Genomic DNA, 19,123 nt, shown 5'->3' with positions numbered 1-19,123 from the left:
TATGCCTCGTATTCTCTATTTACATGGCTTTAATAGCTCACCCAAATCGGCTAAAGCTCAAGCTTTTCGGCAATGGTTAGAAGTAGCACATCCTGAAATTGAACTATTAATACCTCAATTGCCGCCTTATCCCAAAGAAGCGGCTCAACTCATTGAAACACTAGTCAAAGAGAGTGTAGATGATAAGCTTGGGTTAATTGGTTCATCATTAGGTGGCTATTTATCTATTTGGTTATCTCAGCGTTTTAATTTACCTGCGGTTGTTATTAATCCCGCTATTCGTCCTTTTGAATTATTACAAAACTTCTTAGGTGAAAACGAAAATCCCTATACACATCAAAGGTATAGATTAGAACTTCATCATATGGATGAGTTACTTGCTTTGCGTATTCCTGCAATTACATCACCCGAACTTATTTGGTTGCTTCAACAAACTGGAGATGAAATACTTGATTATCGTCAAGCTGTCTCATATCTTGGCGCGTGTAGGCAAACCGTAGAATCGAATGGAAATCACGCATTTGTGGGTTTTGAACGTTTTTTTCCGAAAATTATTCAATTTTTAAAGATAATTTAGCCTTTCGGTCAATTAACCTGTAAAACGTAGGTTGATGCATTTACCCGAAAATTAATATCATATTGCCGCAAACACCTGTTATTATAAACAGCATTTTCTAACAGCGAACCGCAGATTAAAACAATGACTCAATCAAGTTATAACGCAAAGGATATTGAGGTTCTTAATGGTCTAGAACCAGTACGTCGCCGTCCTGGTATGTACACGGATACGACTCGGCCGAACCATTTGGCACAGGAAGTGATAGATAATAGCGTGGACGAGGCGCTTGCGGGACACGCGTCGAAGGTCGATGTCATTTTATATGAAGATCAATCTATCGAAGTTATCGATAATGGGCGAGGAATGCCTGTCGATATCCATCCTGAACTTAACGTCTCTGCTATCGAGTTGATCCTTGCTCACCTCCACGCCGGAGGAAAATTCTCTAATAAAAACTATCAATTTTCCGGTGGGTTACATGGTGTAGGGATCTCGGTTGTTAACGCACTTTCTAAGCGTATTGAAGTGACTGTTCGTCGGGATGGTAAGATTTATCAAATAGCCTTTGAAAATGGCGATAAAGTCGAAGAGTTGCACGAGATTGGCACCTGTGCAAAACGAGATACAGGAACGAGTGTACATTTTTGGCCTGATGGCTCTTACTTTGATGTTCCCCGTTTTTCGTCTAAAAGCTTATCTCATGTACTAAAAGCAAAAGCCGTATTATGCCCCGGAGTTAATGTCTCTTTTGTTGATAAAGTGAATAAAACACAAGAAAATTGGTGCTATGCTGATGGTTTAACCGATTATTTAAGTGAAGCTGTTGCTGAATTTATTCGCCTTCCTGAAGAGCCTTTTACTGGAAAATTTGAAGGGGATAATGAGGCTGTTGAATGGTCTATGTTATGGCTACCAGAAGGTGGCGATTTACTCACTGAAAGTTATGTTAACTTAATCCCGACTGTTCAGGGGGGGACACACGTTAATGGTTTACGCCAAGGTGTGTTAGATGCAATGCGTGAATTCTGTGAATTCCGTAATTTACTCCCAAGAGGCATTAAATTAACTGCTGACGATACATGGGAGCGTTGCGCTTATGTATTATCAGTCAAAATGCAAGATCCTCAATTTGCAGGGCAAACCAAAGAGCGACTCTCTTCAAGACAAACCAGTGCATTTGTTGCAAGTGCTGTAAAAAATGCTTTTAGCTTATGGTTAAATCAGAATGTTCAAGTTGGTGAATTACTCGCTGACATGGCCATTAGTAGTGCTCAGCGTCGTATGCGAGCGGCAAAAAAAGTGGTGAGAAAAAAACTCACCTCTGGACCTGCACTACCCGGAAAATTAGCAGATTGTACATCTCAAGATTTACGGTATACCGAACTCTTTTTAGTTGAAGGGGACTCTGCGGGAGGTTCTGCTAAGCAAGCGCGAGATCGTGAGTACCAAGCGATTATGCCACTGCGAGGTAAAATTCTAAATACATGGGAAGTCTCTTCTGATGAAGTGCTTGCTTCACAAGAGGTACATGATATTTCTGTAGCCATTGGCATGGATCCTGATAGTGATGATTTAAGCCAATTACGTTACGGTAAAGTGTGTATTCTTGCGGATGCGGACTCCGATGGTTTGCATATTGCAACACTATTATGTGCGTTATTTGTGCGTCATTTTCCTGCACTTGTTAAGGAAGGGCATGTTTATATGGCAATGCCACCACTTTATCGTATCGATTTAGGTAAAGAAGTTCATTATGCCCTTGATGAATCAGAGAAAAATGCCATTTTACAACGATTAAGTCGTAAAAAAGGAAAACCTAACGTACAGCGCTTTAAAGGATTGGGGGAGATGAACCCACTTCAATTGCGTGAGACAACGCTTGATCCTAATACGCGTCGTTTAGTGCAATTGGTGATTGATGATGAAAATTATCAAGAAACCTTAGGCATGATGGATATGTTGTTAGCGAAAAAACGCTCTGAAGATCGCCGAAATTGGTTACAAGAAAAAGGCGATGAAGTTGACATCGAAGTGTAATGGATACCACAAGAGTCTGAGGAAAATATTGAATGAGTGAATTGACTCATGATGGTGTAGAGCGTCAACCGCTCCACTTATTTACAGAGAATGCCTATCTCAACTATTCCATGTACGTCATTATGGATCGTGCATTACCTTTTATTGGAGATGGGCTAAAACCCGTGCAACGTCGTATTGTTTATGCGATGTCTGAGCTCGGTTTAAATAATAGTGCCAAATTTAAAAAATCAGCTCGTACTGTTGGTGACGTGCTAGGTAAATATCACCCACATGGTGATAGCGCATGTTATGAAGCAATGGTACTTATGGCTCAGCCTTTCTCTTATCGTTATCCGTTGATTGACGGGCAAGGTAACTGGGGGGCACCGGATGATCCAAAATCTTTCGCAGCCATGCGTTATACCGAATCACGCCTTTCTAAATATTCACAAACTTTATTGAGTGAATTAGGACACGGAACGGTAGATTGGATCCCTAACTTTGACGGCACAATGCAAGAGCCGAAAATGTTGCCAGCACGTTTACCCAATATCGTTCTTAACGGTACGACAGGTATTGCTGTTGGGATGGCAACAGATATTCCGCCGCATAATGCGCGCGAAATTGGGCAAGCCTTAGTGATGCTTTTAGATAATCCTGATGCAGGATTATCTGATGTAATGCAACATGTTCAAGGCCCTGACTATCCGACTGAAGCGGAAATTATTACGGCTCAAGACGATATCAAAAAGATTTATAAAACAGGGCGTGGCTCTGTCAGAATGCGAGCTATTTGGCAAAAAGAAGAAGGATGCGCGGTTATCACTGCGTTACCTCATCAAGTCTCTGGTGCCAAAGTGCTTGAGCAAATCGCATCACTGATGCGAGCAAAAAAATTACCTTTAGTTGAAGATTTACGTGATGAATCTGATCACGAAAATCCGACAAGACTTGTTATTGTACCTCGTAGTAATCGTGTTGATTTAGAACAAGTCATGTACTACTTGTTTGTGAATACTGATTTAGAAAAGAGTTATCGCGTTAACCTGAATATGATTGGGTTAGATAACCGACCGGCAGTAAAAGGATTACTGACTATTTTAAACGAATGGTTAGTTTATCGTCGCCAAACAGTCACAAATCGTCTGAATCATCGTTTAGAAAAAGTGTTACGTCGCTTAGAAATTCTTAAAGGCTTATTAATTGCTTATCTCAATATTGATGAAGTCATTGAGATTATTCGTCATGAAGATGAGCCAAAAGTAGAATTGATGCGTCGCTTCGAGCTATCTGATATTCAAGCAGAGGCTATTTTAGAGTTACGTTTGCGTCATTTAGCAAAACTTGAAGAGATGAAATTAAAAGGCGAAAGTGATGAACTTGAAAAAGAACGCGATAGTATCGAGAAATTACTAAGTTCACCACGTCGTTTAAATACGTTACTGAAAAAAGAGATTGAAGCAGACGCAAAAGAATTTGGTGATGATCGTCGTTCGCCAATTCGCCCTCAAGAAGAGGCGAAAGTAGTGAATGAACAAGATATGTTGCCATCAGAGCCAGTGACTATTGTGCTTTCTGAAATGGGGTGGGTACGTAACGCTAAAGGTCATGATATTGATCCTAGAGGTATGAGTTATCGTGCTGGGGATAGTTATCATAGTGCTGTACGTGGTATGAGTAATCAACCTGTTCTATTCCTTGATTCTACAGGAAGAAGCTACACGTTAAGTCCGAATGATATGCCTTCTGGGCGAAGTCAAGGCGAGCCATTAACAGGCAAATTAACCTTCCCACCAGAGGCTAGCGTGAAATACATGTTAGCTGGCAGTGCAGGGCAGGAATATTTACTGGCAACAAAAGAAGGCTACGGTTCTGTTCTCTCTTATGATGAGATGGAAACAAAAAATAAAACAGGTAAAGGGTTGCTGACCGTTTCGCAAGAAACAGAATTACTTGAGCCATTCTTAGTTGATCCACAGAAAAAGAATAACCGGTATTGGCTTATTATCATCACGGATAAAACACGTATTTTAGCCATTTCAGCAGAACAACTGAATGAAATGAACAAAAAAGGACGTGGGACTCGTTTAGTTGCGTTAGGCAAAGAGCAAGGTGATGTGGTTGAGCAAACACTGTTAGTACCTAAAGATGAAGCATTAATCTTTACTGTTGATGGTCAACAGGAAGTGCTTAAAGCAGAAGAAATCAACTATTTTAGCGGTAATGCGGGTGATGAACCTATTCCGTTAAAACATCTACATCCTGAAGCTGTTACAGTCATTATGTCTGAAAAAGGGCTTATTCGTTGCCAAAAAGGCCATAATATTGATGCTAAATCTGCTGGTTTTAAAGCTGGTGATGATTATTTTGATGCTGTAGAAGGCATGAGTAATCAACCTGTACACTTAATTGATACCTCAGGGCAAAGCTATACTGTTGATGTTGATGCCTTGCCTTCTGGTCGTAGCAAAGGTGATGCGTTAACTGAACGATTAAAAGTTCAGAAAGGTGCACAGCTACGTCATATTGTAATGGGCGAAAGTACTGATAAGATCTTAATGGCATCGGATGCGGGTTATGGTTTTATTTGTCAGATTGATGATTTAACTTCTAAAAATAAAGCAGGAAAATCACTACTGACTTTACCTGAAAATGCACTACCATTACCGCCACAACGCTTGAATGATGATCTTAGTGATCTCATTATGATCATTACTAAAGGCGGTAGGATGCTGATTTTTGAGGCTTCAGAATTACCGACGATGGTCAAAGGAAAAGGAAATCAGATGGTTTCAATTCCAGCTTCACAAGCTGCAAGTGGTGAGGATAATGTCGCTTGGTTACGTGTATTACCTGAAAATGCGTCAGTAACACTGCACTTTGGTAAACGTAAGCTGACTATGTCGATGGCTGAACTTGCTGGCTTCAAAGCAAAACGAGGGCGCCGAGGTACTTCTTTACCTCGTGGAGCTCAAGTTATTGATCATATTGATATTGAGTCGAATTAAATTTAATACTTAATAATATTGAGTGGGTCGGTTGACCCACTTCTATTTAGGACTTAGGACGCTAAAATTTATGTTAGCCATTATTCGAGGCATCATTGTCATTCTTTACACGATCCTAGTGGTGACTTTTGGAATGATTTATTGCATGTTTTCACCAAGAAATCCTAAACATGTTATGACATATGGTCGCCTATTCGGCAAATTGTCACATGTATTTGGCATTAAATTGGTTGAACGATTTCCAAAAGAAGCAAAAAGTTATGGCCCAAGTATTTATATTGGAAACCATCAAAATAATTTTGATATGGTGACAATGTCGAATGCGGTACAACCTAATACGGTAACAGTGGGGAAAAAAAGCTTAATTTTTATTCCTTTCTTTGGTCAGTTGTATTGGATCACCGGTAATATTTTGATTGATAGAGCAAATCGCTCTAAAGCTCATGGCACAATTTCACAAGTTGCCGATCAAATTAAAGCGAAGAAAATTTCAGTGTGGATGTTCCCTGAAGGAACGCGTAGCCGTGGTCGCGGATTATTACCGTTTAAGACAGGGGCTTTTCATGCAGCCATTCAAGCTGGCGTCCCTATTATCCCGGTTTGTGTCTCGACAACCCAAGGTAAAATAAAACTTAATCGCTGGAACAACGGCTACGTGATTGTTGAAATGTTGCCTCCGATTGATGTTTCAAAATACACTAAAGATCAAGTACGAGAATTAGCTGAAGATTGTCGCCAAATAATGAAAGCGAAAATTGAAGAGTTAGATAAAGAAGTTGAAGAAATGAATAAACGTGATTTCCCTGGTAAATTAAATTAACGCTTCTTATCTTTCTCTATTCTATGAATATAAGCCTGAAGACAGGCTTATATTGTTTCTAATTGATGAAAATACACTCTGTTATCAACTATTTTTAGGATTTATGTCACATCCGCGCTATTATGCTCCCATAATTTCATTTAAGTCCTTTTGTCTTTAAATCACAGCAGCTTTTTTCCTGTCCGTTTTTTTTAATTGTGTGATAGGAATATTTGTATTTTGTTGCGGAGAAAGTATGTCATTTAGTCGTCGCCAGTTTATTCAGGCTTCAGGCTTAGCGGTATGTCTGGGCTCAATATCTTCTTCTGTTCGTGCTGAATCAGTTAATGATAAAAAATTGCCAATACCGCCATTGCTCGAATCTCGCCATGGTCAGCCACTTTTTTTGACTTTGCAAAACGTGCATTGGGCGTTTAATGGTACGCAAAAAGTGCAGGTTTGGGGCATTAATGGCTCAACTCCAGGACCAACAATCAAAGTTAAAAGTGGCGATGATATAAAACTTATTTATAGTAACCGTCTTAATGAAGCTGTATCCATGACGGTAAGTGGTTTATTAGTTCCCGGCACACAAGTCGGAGGCGCAGCCAGATTAATGTCGCCAGGCGCTTATTGGTCGCCGGTATTACCTATTCGACAAAAAGCTGCAACGTGTTGGTATCACGCCAATACTCCCTTTAAAATGGCGCCTCACGTTTATAACGGGCTGGTGGGAATGTGGATTGTGGAAGATGACGAAAGTCGCTCCCTACCTTTACCCAAAGATTATGGTGTGAATGATTTTCCGCTGATAATTCAAGATAAACGAATTGATAATTTTGGTACACCGCAATATGACAAAGAAGCCGCAAGTGACGGTTTTTATGGTGATACGTTGCTAGTGAATGGGCGTGAAGATCCTTATATTGAAGTTTCTAGAGGTTGGATACGTTTACGTTTAGTGAATGCATCTAATGCTCGTCGTTATGAATTAACTGCAAATGATGGTCGATCACTTTACCTTATCGCCTCGGATCAAGGTTTATTAACATCTCCGGTTGAATTGAAATCCGTACCAATGGCTCCGGGTGAGCGGCGTGAAATATTGATTGATATGTCTGAAGGGGGCGAAGTCATCATTACAGCAGGGCAAAGTGCTGGTTTTATGGATAGACTTCGTGGTATTTTTGAACCTTCTGATTTACTACGTAATGCCAATGTACTCACTATTAAGCCGACCGGATTAATGTCATTAGTGACAGACAAGGCACCTGCGCAATTAGCAGTAGATGACACACAAATCACCACCTCTATTCAGCCTAGAACTATTCAACTGCATAACAGTCCTCCGGGAATAAATAATGCTCGTTGGGAGCTTTCAAGAATTGATTTAGTTGGCAAGCAGAATGGGTGGGAACGTTGGCTTGTCACCGTACCAACACCGCAACCTTTCCATATTGAAGGTGCCCGTTTTAAAGTAATTAACCATAATGGTCAGAAACCTGTACCTGCGGATTTTGGTTGGAAAGATACGGTTTGGATTGAAAGTCAGAGTGAGTTACTAGTGGAGTTAAAACAGCCTTCTTATTCCCACTTTCCTTTCTTGTATTACAGCCAGTTACTAGAAAATGCAGATAAAGGAATGGTAGGACAAATGGAAATCACGCCTGTAGAATAACAGCTTAGCAATAGCGCTAAATTAAATTAAAAGAAAAACAGTATTTTTAAAATAAAAGACTGTTTTTTTTATATCTAAATAATGCAGATTATATTTTTTCGACTAAAGTTAAATAGAGAATAATATTCTTATGTTTAATTTGTTAATTAATTTGGTGTGATTGTTTTTTTATCTACATTCTCTTTATTAAATTGATTTAAATATTGATATTAATAGAAATAATGTTGATTAAAATTAGTTTTAACTTTTTGTAATATAATGTATTGCGATCTAAATCTGTTTAATCTATCTGTTAATTTGTGATTGACTAGTCAATCTATCTATTTTTCTGGCATAAAATCATATTTTTGAGATGCCCTTCAAGTAATTATTTCTCTAGAAACAAGAGAATCTTTGCGTCTTTTGTTTTTGATCCTTAATAAACGTTATTAATTTTAATATAACTGAAGGTACAGAATGAACAAAGAAATAGCTTTAAGTCATCATCACAAAATGAATAAAAAAAATAGAATAAATAAAAATATATTTCAACTCTCCCTTGTTGCATCCGCGTTACTTTTTTCTGGATATTCCATTGCATATTCAGAAGCTGGACAATTAGGTGATACAAAAAGTTGGGAAAGCCAAGAATATCAAAAAGACTGGGGCTTGGCGGCTATGAATGCCTCTCATGCTTATGCACTTGGTTTTCATGGGCAAGGTGCCAAAATCGGTGTAATGGACTCTGGTGCATTATTATCACATCCCGAATTGAATGATGCTCGGTTTCATGCTGTGAAAGCCAAAGGCCAATATGGTTCAACTGGCATGCGTTATCCTCAGGAAATGGGGGGGCATTATGAAAAAGGTCAGGTCTTTGATGTTGATGGAGGTTGGATCAAAGGTGTGAATGATACACACGGAACACATGTTACAGGCACCGTAGGCGCAAGCCGTGACGGTAATGGTATGCATGGGGTTGCATGGGGTGCTGATGTTTATTTAGGAAATACAGGCGCAACAGATAGTAATAACTATGGGCCTTACCAAGATTACACCTATTTCTATACGGGCTGGAAAGCCATGGTCGATGCAGGGGCTCAGGTAATTAATAATAGCTGGGGAACCAACCCTCGTATTATTAATCAAGATAAAACGTTGGGCCCAGATGGTGGTAATACAACCGTTCATATGCCAGTAGATACGACTGCGCAAACGGAATATGAATATTTCTACTTTAAAAAAGTCTATGGCGATAAACCTTCCTTTGTTGATGCGGCTTATGACGCAGTAAAAGGCACTAACGTTGTACAAGTCTTTACAACCGGTAACCGTGACTTTGCTCAACCTTATTATCGCCCTCTTTATCCTTACTTTAATCCTGAAGCAGAAAAACATTGGATTGCGGTTGCGGGACTGAAACAGAATGCGGACAAATCGGGTTATGAATTAGAAAAAATCTTCAATGAAGCGGGTAATGCGAAATGGTGGACGGTTGTTGCACCAGGTCGTTACATTTATTCGTCAATTGTTGATGAAGAGGGAAATGCAGGTTGGGATACCTTTAGTGGTACATCAATGGCAGCGCCCCACGTGACAGGTGCTATGGGCGTATTGATGTCACGTTACGAGTCGATGAATGCGATGCAAATACGTGATGTGATGTTTACAACAGCCAATCACCGTAATCCAGATGGCTCTTTATATGATAGCTGGACGGCAGCAGAAGGGACGCCAGATATACGTTATGGTTGGGGTACACCGGATTTAGATAAAGGGATGTATGGTCCAGGCCAATTCTTAGGTAAATTTGAATATAACCTAAGCATGACTCCACTTGATGTTTGGACAAATGATATTTCACAGACCGCATTAGATTTACGTGAACAAGAAGATCTTGCATGGTTTAAGGAATATACAGATAAAGGCATTGCAGCTGGCGGGGATTACAATCTAGGTACGGATTTTGTTATCAACGATGGTAACCCAGATCCAACTTCCCATATTATTAGCAAAGAAGATGCTGAAAAATGGCGTAAAGAGTATTACCAAAAACGTGCTGATGCTATTCAGGCTAAAATTAACGCGGGTTTATATGATGGTTCTCTCGTTAAAAAAGGTGAAGGTACATTAGTGATGACTGGCGATAATACTTATCGCGGTGGTACAACAGTTGAGCAAGGGACTTTATATGGCTTTACGGAATCATTTGGTACAGAAGCAGTTAATGTTAATGGTGGCAAATTAAGTGTGATTGATCGTTACAACGATACCTTTACACAACAAGGCCAATTAGCATCAAACGAAAGCCACAAAGCCAATATTAATATCAACGATAAAGGCACGTACTTAGTGACTGTTGGGCATGATGTTAATGTCGGAGATATGGCCTTAAATAAAGGGGCAAGTTTAGATATTGGTGCTGATAGTGAAGGTCAATTAAAAGATATCTACCTTAATAACACTGTCGCGACAGGCACCGTTAATGCTGACAATTTAGTTGATAATCGCACTAAAACGAAAATGTTAGCGAATAACGAAGTGACTTCGAATAATGATTATGCGTTATTTGATAAAAATATTTCCGTAAAAGACAACACAATTACAGGTACATTAAGTAAGAAAGAAAATACCTCTTTAGCCACATTTGCGAATAATGAAAATGGGCGATCTATTGCTAATACGTTAGATAACACAGGCAGTGGCGATTTATTCAATGCTGTATTACCAATGAATGAAAAAGATCTGAATAAGACTTATGGATCATTGGGCAGTGATATGTACCTTAATGCTAACAGTGCAAGTGTAGTGAATGTGTTAGGTTTAACACGCACTGTGAAAGATCAAGCAATGGGGATTGGGCAAGGCCGTTATGCTAAATTGGATAATAGTAATGCACGTATTTGGATGACGGGTATTGGACAATGGGGCAATGCTGATTATGGTCATAGTAATATCGATGTTGATTTTTATGTCGGTTTATTAGGTGCAGAAATAGATGTGACCGAAAATACCAAAGCAGGCCTCTTCTTTGGTGCAGGTTCAACCAAATATAAAGGGAATGAACACGGTAAAATAGATAGCAACGATATCCATATTGGTGCTTATGGTGTGTCTAATCTACTTGATGTGGCTTCATTAAATTATGGTTTTACACATACTCACCAAGATAGAGATGCTAAAAGAACACTTTGGGTAGGACAAAATGCAGGTTATAACTCTACAAGTTATGATGCAAAAATTACTCAAATTTTCTTAGAAGGTGCTTATACTCAATTTAATACTAATCAGTACTCTATTGAGCCATATGCAGGATTCAGTTGGTTACGTGTATCAACCGATGATATCAATGAAAATGTTGGTAATATGAAATTTACCACTAAGACTGATTCACAAGATATTCAAGTAGGTACTATTGGTTTACGTGGTGGATATCCATTTATGGCTGGTAACGTTAATATGGCATTAAAAGGCGATATTTCTGCAAGTCATTTATTTGGTGATAACCGCCCTGAATCACGCCTCTTCTTATCTCATTCCGGAGATACAACTTTACGTGGTGGCAAACTGGATAATCTGTTTGGTGTTGGTGTAGGTGTTGATGCGCAATTAAGTAAATCAACGACTTTCGGGCTTTCTTACCAAGGCCAATATAATAGTGATGTAAGTTCAAGTGGTATTAATGCAACACTAAAAGTTAATTTCTAATTTTATTTAGGTTGTTTTCTATAAAAGGCCCTTAGTGATAAGGGTCTTTTTTTGTATGAAAAAGTAGGAAAATAAAGGATTGTTTGACTATGAAATAAGGAGTCATTATGAATGTGAAGTCTATTAGTTTTCAAGCTAACTCGATAAAAAATATCGATGTAATTCAAAAAGAAAAATATAAAATAAAAAATGAAATTAATAGTGTGTTAAACAGTTTTAGTTGTTTTTATGTAGGAATGGAAAATAAAAGCTTTTCATCTAAGATATCTTTTTTTATAAAGAAAATATTTAATTTAAAAACTGATTTAACTTTTTTGTTAGATAAACATCAACATGTTAAGGTAAATGATTTATTCACTCTTTTTGCTGGAGGTGAAAAGATAAAATATAAGAATTGTAGATTAATAAACTCTGATTTTATTAGTTTTAAGAGAGCATCATTAGATTCGTTTTTTTTAAGTTTAAATACGGCAATAAAAAATGATTGTCATGATAATGCTAAAAAACTAATACAAAATTATCTCTATGAAAAATCTAAAACGAAAGGAGACTTTATTACTATAATGAGCATCTCTCTGGATGTGATTAATAATTATCAAAGAGAAAAATTTGAACAGTTGAGTAGACATAGTTCAGAATGCGCTAGTATGCTAAATTATATTAACTTTAATTATAGGCAGTATATTGATACTGCAATAGATTATGCTTGTAAGGAGCTTGATGGAAAAAAATATAATAAAATAGATAATTCAATAATGTATTTAGTTAATACAATGCATGATATTTACTCGATGGAGATGGAGAAAAATTTTATTATCAATATAACTAAGTGTTTTATTGATAAAGCAGTCAAGTATAATGTTGGAAATTATAATAATAGTAGTTTTAGAAAATATATATTAAACCTGTTAACAAATAAATTGAAAAATAATGAATGCGTCAATAAATTTATAGATAATATGCTTAATTCGGGATTATTAGAATACGATAATATTGTTAAAGAGGAAGAAAAAACAGCAGGGGATGAATGTTTTATATCTGAGTATAATAGAAAGATGAAAAATTTATTTAGTAAGAATAAAAACAGTGATGAAATGAAAAATAATATTGCCAATATTATTAGAGATAATTATGAGGTAATTTTAAATAAAATGAAAAACAATTCTAATTATCTTGAGAATGAAAGGGTTTTATTGGATGTTATTGATTATTTAAAGAGTGATAATGATTGGAGTTTCAATTTTGTATAAATAGGTTATTCCTCTTTAATAAATATTATTAAAGAGGATTTTTTATTTAACTCAATGCCACTTTAATGCCTAATCCAATCAGTACCACACCCAGTACTTTATCAATGCTTTTTTGGACTCTGTTAAGCACTTTTCTTACTGGTGCGCTTTGAATTAATAAAACCAATAATGGCCAGTAAACGACGGCTAATCCCCAAATAATAAAGGCATACCACAACTTTTCGCCGATGCTGGAATCAACACTTAATACTTGAGTGAAAACGGCAAGAAAGAACAAGGTTGCTTTAGGATTAAGCAAATTACAGAGAAAACCTTGCATAAAGGCTTTCTTAAAACTGACTTGTGAATGTTTATCAGTTTTTTCATTAATCGAATGATTAGATTTTGAGAGTAAGCTCTGAAAACCAATCCATAGTAAGTAGATGGCACCTGCATATTTCAAAATAGAAAAGAGCCAAGGTGTTGTTGTAATCAGAACAGCAATACCTGCAACACAATATGACATATGTACAAGCAATGCCGCCACAATGCCCATTGCTGTCATCATTGCTGCAGATCGTTGATAACGTGCCGCATTTTTTACAACGAGAAAAAAGTCAGGACCTGGTGAGATCATGCCAAGTAAAGCTATTGTAAAAACGACTAAAGAAGTTTCAAGCATAATAGCGCCTTGTATATAACAATATTATAATGATTGAATCTTATATGATTAAGTTAACACTTCGAGTATAAAGCAATTATTTATTATCAAGGAAGCATAATTTGTATCGACTCAGGTTTTAGCTTTACGTATAGTGTGAGCAGTTTTTTTCCCATCTTTACCCGTAGGTGTGTAAATGAATATTAGTTTAATCGCAGCATTAGCGATGGATCGCATTATTGGTATGGAAAAGGCAATGCCTTGGACATTACCAGGTGACCTCGCATGGTTTAAAAAGAATACGTTAAATAAACCCGTTATTATGGGCCGGGTGACTTATGAATCTATTGGACGTCCTCTACCAAATCGTCTTAATATTGTTTTAAGTAGCCAACCAGGAACAGATAGTGACGTTGTTTGGGTTAAGTCTGTAGACGAAGCTTTACAAGCTGCTGAAAATTATGATGAAATTATGGTAATCGGTGGTGGTAAAGTGTATGAGCAATTTTTACCTATGGCTAATACACTTTATCTAACACACATCGATGCTGAAGTAATTGGTGATACAACATTCCCTGATTATGAGCCTGATGAATGGGATTCTACCTTTATGGAATATCATGAAGCAGATGAAAACAATTCTCATAACTACTGCTTCGAAATATTAAAAAGAAGAAAATAACAAGAATTAAATAAAAAGGGAGATTAAATATCTCCCTTTTTATTATTCCTATCTTATTAATATAAGAATTATAAGAAATAAGATTTATTATTCTAACTAAGAATTTTATTTATAAAAAAACATTATTTAAAGGTAATCATTATTTATATTTTAATAAACTCATTTTATAAGGATAATATATGAGATATTAATCAATATAGAGATTTTTTATTCTTAATATTGTAATTTTTCCTACTTATTTATTGTCGAAAAAAAATAATTTATTGATTAATAAGGTTTTATTCTTGTCTTTTTTTGTGTTGTTCGTTTTTGTATGAAAAATGTTCTCTTTAGTATCAAAAAAAGTAAATTAGGTAAAAAGAAATAAAGCAGAATGGCAAAGCGCAAAAATAGAGCATTTATTTCTTGCGCTTGAAATGAAGATAATGAAAAGGGTTACTTAGGTGCAGATAGACTAGCTTGAGTGAAATATTGTTTATCTTCCCAGCGCAAGCAAGTGAGGTTTCCTCCCCAGCAACACCCTGTATCGAGAGCATATACATTATCAGGGGTGCCTTTTCCTTCAAGAGAGGCCCAATGGCCAAAAATAATGCTATAACCTTCAGGAAGCTGACTCGGTAAATCAAACCAAGGTTTTAATGGTGCAGGGGCTTCTAATGGTTTGTCTTTACAAATCATATCCAACTGACCATTAGGAAAACAGTAGCGCATTCGAGTGAATGCATTGGTACTAAAGCGTAGTCGTGCTAAACCTGTGAGTTCTGATGACCAATTATTGGGGAGATCGCCATACATTGAGTTAATGAATAAAGGATAACTATCACTGCTTAAAATGGCTTCCACTTCACGGGCACACATCTTAGCGGTTTCTAAATCCCACTGCGGTGTGATCCCAGCATGCGCCATAATCATTTTCTTTTCTTCATCGACTTGTAGTATTGGTTGGCGTCTTAACCAATTAATTAATTCATCGGCATCTGGGGCACTGAGTAATTCATTAAGTTTATCTCTTGGTTTATTTCGACTTATTTTTGCAAATACACCTAGAAGATGAAGATCATGATTACCTAAAACAAGCTTTAAAGACGAGCCTAAGCTTTTTACAAAACGTAGCACTTCAAGTGAATGAGGGCCTCGAGCAACAAGATCACCCGTTAACCACAATGTGTCTTTTGTAGGATCAAAACTCACTTTATCCAGAAGGTGGCGCAGTTCATAGTAACACCCGTGAATATCACCAATTAAATAAGTTGCCATAATTAATTTATCAATGTTGGAAGTGCAAGGCGGAAAACAGGGATCTCGATTTGAAATAATCGCCCGTCAGTATCAATCATTTCATAATGGCCTTCCATTGTTCCCATCGGTGTTTCAAGAACAGCACCACTGGTATAACGGTAGTGAGTACCTGGTTCAATTAATGGTTGCTCACCGACAACACCTTCACCTCGAACCTCCGTCGTATTACCTAGTGCATTAGTAATTAACCAGTAACGGCGCAGGAGGCGAATTGCACATTTATTCAAATTATGAATTGATACAGTATAAGCAAATACATAGCGTTCATCTTCGGGAGATGATTGGCTTTCAATGTAAACACTTTGTACTTGTATCGCCACTTTTGATGAGGTGAACATAATGCCTCCTGTCTCTGGCTTTATCTTATGCTTGTGTCTCTTGCTTTTGCGATAACCAGTTTGCTACTTTACAATATTGCTCAACAGAAATATTTTCTGCGCGAGCAGTCGGGTCGATACCTAGTGCCACCATATCTTCCGCTGTTAGCAATCCACCTAAACTGTTACGTAATGTTTTTCGACGTTGGTTGAAGGCTTGTGAAGTAATACGGCTTAGCATCGCAATATCCGTAACTGGATAAGGTTTTTCTTTATAAGGGATCAAGCGAACAACCGCTGAATCAACTTTGGGGGCCGGTTTAAATGAAGTTGGTGGAACTTCAAGTACAGGAATGATTTGGCAATAATATTGCGCCATTACACTTAAGCGACCGTAAGTTTTGCTACCATGACCTGCAACAAGGCGATTAACTACTTCTTTTTGCAACATAAAGGTCATATCAGAAATTGCGTCGGCAAAACTGAAAAGATGGAACATAAGTGGTGTCGAAATATTATAAGGCAAGTTACCAAAGACACGCAGAGGCTGCTGACGTTCTTTTGCTAATTGTGCAAAATCAATCGTCATTGCATCTTGCTGAATGATGGTCAGCTTGTCTTTTAATGTAGGATGAACTTCTAAACGAGCAGCTAAATCACGGTCGATTTCAACGACTGTCATTTTATCCATTCTGGCGCCAACGGGTTCTGTGATAGCACCTAAACCGGGGCCAATTTCAACAATAGCCTCGCCGGGTTGTGGATAAATAGATTCAACAATACTTTCAATAATATAGCTGTCTGTTAAAAAGTTCTGCCCGAAGCGTTTACGGGCAAAGTGCCCCTGATGGACTCTATTATTCATTACAATTTTGTATCATATTAATGGCTAAATTTAATGCGGTGCAAAAACTGCCAGCATCTGCGCTTTTCGTACCTGCAAGCTCAAGGGCGGTGCCATGATCAACAGAAGTACGGATAAAAGGAAGGCCAAGAGTGATATTCACGGCACGACCAAAACCTTCATATTTTAGCACAGGTAATCCCTGATCGTGATACATCGCTAATACAGCATCAGCATGTGTTAAATATTTAGGCTGAAAAAGGGTATCAGCAGGATAAGGCCCATGGAGACAAATACCTTGCTGACGTAATTGTGTTAACGCAGGCTCAATAATGTCAATTTCCTCACGTCCCATATGACCGCTTTCTCCTGCATGAGGATTAAGACCACAAACGTAAATTTGAGGTTCTGCTATACCAAATTTTGTTTTTAAATCGTGGTTTAAAATGGTGATAATTTCATGCAGTAGCTCACCTGTAATTGCATCCGCCACATCACGTAAAGGCAAATGTGTCGTTGCAAGTGCGACTCTTAAAGTATCTGTTGCCAGCATCATGACAACACGTTCGCAGTGGCTCCGATCAGCAAAAAATTCGGTGTGTCCTGTAAAATGCACACCTGCATCATTGATAATACCTTTATGAACCGGTCCCGTCACGAGTGCTGAAAATTCACCGTTTAGGCAACCATCACAAGCACGAGCTAATGTGTCTACAACGTATAATCCATTGCGCGTATCTAATGTACTTGGAATGACATTAGAGTGAAGTGCGATAGGGAGTACACAAATTTGACTAGGTGTGTGTGCTTGAGGTGGCTTGTCTGGATTGTATTCAACTAATGAAAGAGGCAGATTTAATAATTCTGCTCTTGTTTTAAGTAACTGAGGATCAGCACAAACAACCCAAGGTAAATCCCAACTCATTTGTGCTAATGAGATAATCAGATCAGGACCAACCCCGGCTGGTTCGCCGGGGGTGATAACAAGTGGTTTTATTTGCTTAGTTTGCATTATTCTCGTTCATTATTTTCACATAAGCCCCTACACGTAGCTCTTGCATCCAATTTTGCACTTCTTCATTAAACTTACGATTGAAGAGTAAACGGTATGCTTGTTCTTTATTTGCAGCATCAGTTTTATCAACACTACGCGTGTCTTCTAATTCAATTAAATGCCAGCCAAAGTTTGAGCGAACAGGTTGGCTTAATTCATTTTTATTTAAGCGCATTAACGCATCACGGAATGCGGGATCGTAAACATCAGGCATTGACCATCCTAACTCACCGCCACGTAGTGCTGAACCTGGATCTTCAGAGTACTCTTTTGCTGCATCAGCAAAGCTTATTTTTCCACTACGAATATCGGCAGAGATCTGCTGTAGTTTGGCATAGGCTTGCTCATCATTCATGATTGGAGAGCTTTTTAGCAGAATATGACGACTTTTAACTTCGGTAACAGAGAGTGTATTTGATGCGCCTCGAATATCGTTTACCTTGATAATGTGTAAACCGACACCAGAGTGTAGAGGTCCTACGATTTGACCTTTTTGTGCATTTGCTAATTCTTTAGCAAATAGTGTTGGTAATTCATCAATAGATGCCCAACCCATATTACCGCCATTTAATGCTTGTGGATCAGCAGAATAAGTTGCAGCTAACTTACCAAAATCAGCACCATTTTTTAGTTGATTCATAATCCGAGCGATCACTTGCTTCGCTTTTTCTATTTCTGAGGGCGCTGGATTTTCAGATAATGGAATTAAGATATGGCTCAGATTCAGGTCAATACTTTGGCTTGCTTGATCTTCAATTTGCTTAGCAAGAGAATCAACTTCTTGAGGCAAGATAGTAATACGGCGACGAACTTCATTGTTGCGTACTTCTGCTAGCATCATTTCTTTACGAATATCTTGGCGATAATCGTTGTAAGAAATACCATCAGCAGCGAGACGCTTTTTCAGTTGATCAAGTGAAATTTTATTTTCAGCAGCAATACCTTGAATAGTAGATTCCACTGCTGCATCAGGAATATCAATTTGCATTTGTTGTGCCATTTGCAAAATGATGTTATCCATTACCAAACGCTCTAGAATTTGTTGGCGAAGAACTTGCTCATCAGGCATTTCCTGTCCGGCATTTTTTGCGTTCATTTTGACAGTCTGTAGCATTCTATTGACGTCACTTTCTAGAACGACACCGTTATTGACGATAGCCGATACACGGTTTAATTCTTGTGCAGCAAACGTTGTTGAGCTGGTAGCTGCACCGACCGTGATCATTAAGCCGATAAACAGCGTTTTCCAATTTTTCATAAGTTTCCCATTATGTATTTTCCGCATCT

The 19,123-nt window shown here is 37.9% G+C and carries 14 protein-coding genes and 1 pseudogene; 9 read left to right on the top strand and 6 right to left on the bottom strand.

Features of this window, described 5'->3' with window-relative positions; all coding sequences use genetic code 11:
* The first annotated feature begins 1 nt into the window (after position 1).
* The 8 genes and pseudogenes from yqiA to GWI97_RS00775 all read left to right on the top strand — a co-directional run bounded on the left by yqiA (position 2) and on the right by GWI97_RS00775 (position 13,000).
* Entirely contained in the window at positions 2-577 is a 576-nt protein-coding gene (gene yqiA / locus GWI97_RS00805) for an esterase YqiA (RefSeq protein ID WP_087803494.1), read from the top strand.
* 123 nt (positions 578-700) lie between these two features.
* A complete protein-coding gene (gene parE, locus GWI97_RS00800) occupies positions 701-2,596 on the top strand; it encodes a DNA topoisomerase IV subunit B (RefSeq protein WP_036934139.1) in 1,896 nt (631 codons plus the stop codon).
* 32 nt (positions 2,597-2,628) lie between these two features.
* Positions 2,629-4,809: pseudogene (gene parC / locus GWI97_RS00795) on the top strand (DNA topoisomerase IV subunit A); the annotation flags it as partial.
* 51 nt (positions 4,810-4,860) lie between these two features.
* Entirely contained in the window at positions 4,861-5,586 is a 726-nt protein-coding gene (locus GWI97_RS18565) for a DNA gyrase C-terminal beta-propeller domain-containing protein (RefSeq protein ID WP_373364697.1), read from the top strand.
* Positions 5,587-5,656: 70 nt separating this feature from the next.
* Complete coding sequence (locus GWI97_RS00790) at positions 5,657-6,406, top strand: 1-acylglycerol-3-phosphate O-acyltransferase (protein WP_036934135.1); 750 nt, start codon at positions 5,657-5,659, stop codon at positions 6,404-6,406.
* Positions 6,407-6,641: 235 nt separating this feature from the next.
* On the top strand, positions 6,642-8,063 hold the full coding sequence (ftsP, locus tag GWI97_RS00785; RefSeq protein WP_036934133.1) for a cell division protein FtsP: 1,422 nt from the start codon (positions 6,642-6,644) through the stop codon (positions 8,061-8,063).
* Positions 8,064-8,519: 456 nt separating this feature from the next.
* Positions 8,520-11,750: an autotransporter Pta gene (gene pta, locus GWI97_RS00780; RefSeq protein WP_087803496.1), complete on the top strand. Its 3,231-nt coding sequence runs from the start codon at positions 8,520-8,522 to the stop codon at positions 11,748-11,750.
* 107 nt (positions 11,751-11,857) lie between these two features.
* Positions 11,858-13,000, top strand: coding sequence for a hypothetical protein (locus GWI97_RS00775; protein ID WP_161709989.1), 1,143 nt, complete (start codon positions 11,858-11,860; stop codon positions 12,998-13,000).
* Positions 13,001-13,046: 46 nt separating this feature from the next.
* Here the strand turns inward: GWI97_RS00775 and GWI97_RS00770 are convergent, their stop codons facing one another.
* Positions 13,047-13,661 (bottom strand): LysE family translocator, encoded by a 615-nt coding sequence (locus tag GWI97_RS00770; protein WP_036934129.1) that lies wholly within the window; start codon positions 13,659-13,661, stop codon positions 13,047-13,049.
* A gap of 175 nt (positions 13,662-13,836) precedes the next feature.
* On the opposite strand from GWI97_RS00770, the gene folA reads away from it, so the two are divergent.
* Positions 13,837-14,322, top strand: a complete 486-nt coding sequence (gene folA, locus GWI97_RS00765) for a type 3 dihydrofolate reductase (RefSeq protein ID WP_036934126.1) — start codon at positions 13,837-13,839, stop codon at positions 14,320-14,322.
* A gap of 435 nt (positions 14,323-14,757) precedes the next feature.
* Here folA and apaH read toward each other — a convergent pair whose 3' ends face one another.
* The 5 genes from apaH to surA are packed head-to-tail and all read right to left on the bottom strand — an operon-like array spanning position 14,758 to position 19,121.
* Positions 14,758-15,579: a bis(5'-nucleosyl)-tetraphosphatase (symmetrical) ApaH gene (gene apaH, locus GWI97_RS00760; RefSeq protein ID WP_036934124.1), complete on the bottom strand. Its 822-nt coding sequence runs from the start codon at positions 15,577-15,579 to the stop codon at positions 14,758-14,760.
* A gap of 2 nt (positions 15,580-15,581) precedes the next feature.
* Positions 15,582-15,959, bottom strand: coding sequence for a Co2+/Mg2+ efflux protein ApaG (apaG, locus tag GWI97_RS00755; protein ID WP_036934121.1), 378 nt, complete (start codon positions 15,957-15,959; stop codon positions 15,582-15,584).
* Between the two features lie 25 nt (positions 15,960-15,984).
* Positions 15,985-16,803, bottom strand: a complete 819-nt coding sequence (gene rsmA, locus GWI97_RS00750) for a 16S rRNA (adenine(1518)-N(6)/adenine(1519)-N(6))-dimethyltransferase RsmA (RefSeq protein ID WP_036934119.1) — start codon at positions 16,801-16,803, stop codon at positions 15,985-15,987.
* Positions 16,796-17,794 carry a 4-hydroxythreonine-4-phosphate dehydrogenase PdxA gene (gene pdxA / locus GWI97_RS00745; RefSeq protein ID WP_036934116.1) on the bottom strand — a complete coding sequence of 333 codons (999 nt, stop codon included), beginning with the start codon at positions 17,792-17,794 and terminating at the stop codon, positions 16,796-16,798. Before pdxA ends, rsmA begins: the two co-directional genes overlap by 8 nt.
* Positions 17,784-19,121 (bottom strand): peptidylprolyl isomerase SurA, encoded by a 1,338-nt coding sequence (surA, locus tag GWI97_RS00740; RefSeq protein WP_072024191.1) that lies wholly within the window; start codon positions 19,119-19,121, stop codon positions 17,784-17,786. Before surA ends, pdxA begins: the two co-directional genes overlap by 11 nt.
* Positions 19,122-19,123 lie beyond the last annotated feature (2 nt).

It is taken from the genome of Proteus sp. G2300, from assembly GCF_009915965.1.
Lineage (GTDB): Bacteria > Pseudomonadota > Gammaproteobacteria > Enterobacterales > Enterobacteriaceae > Proteus > Proteus vulgaris.
Note: the sequence above shows the minus strand (reverse complement) of the source record. Positions and strands in the feature narration are given on the sequence as shown.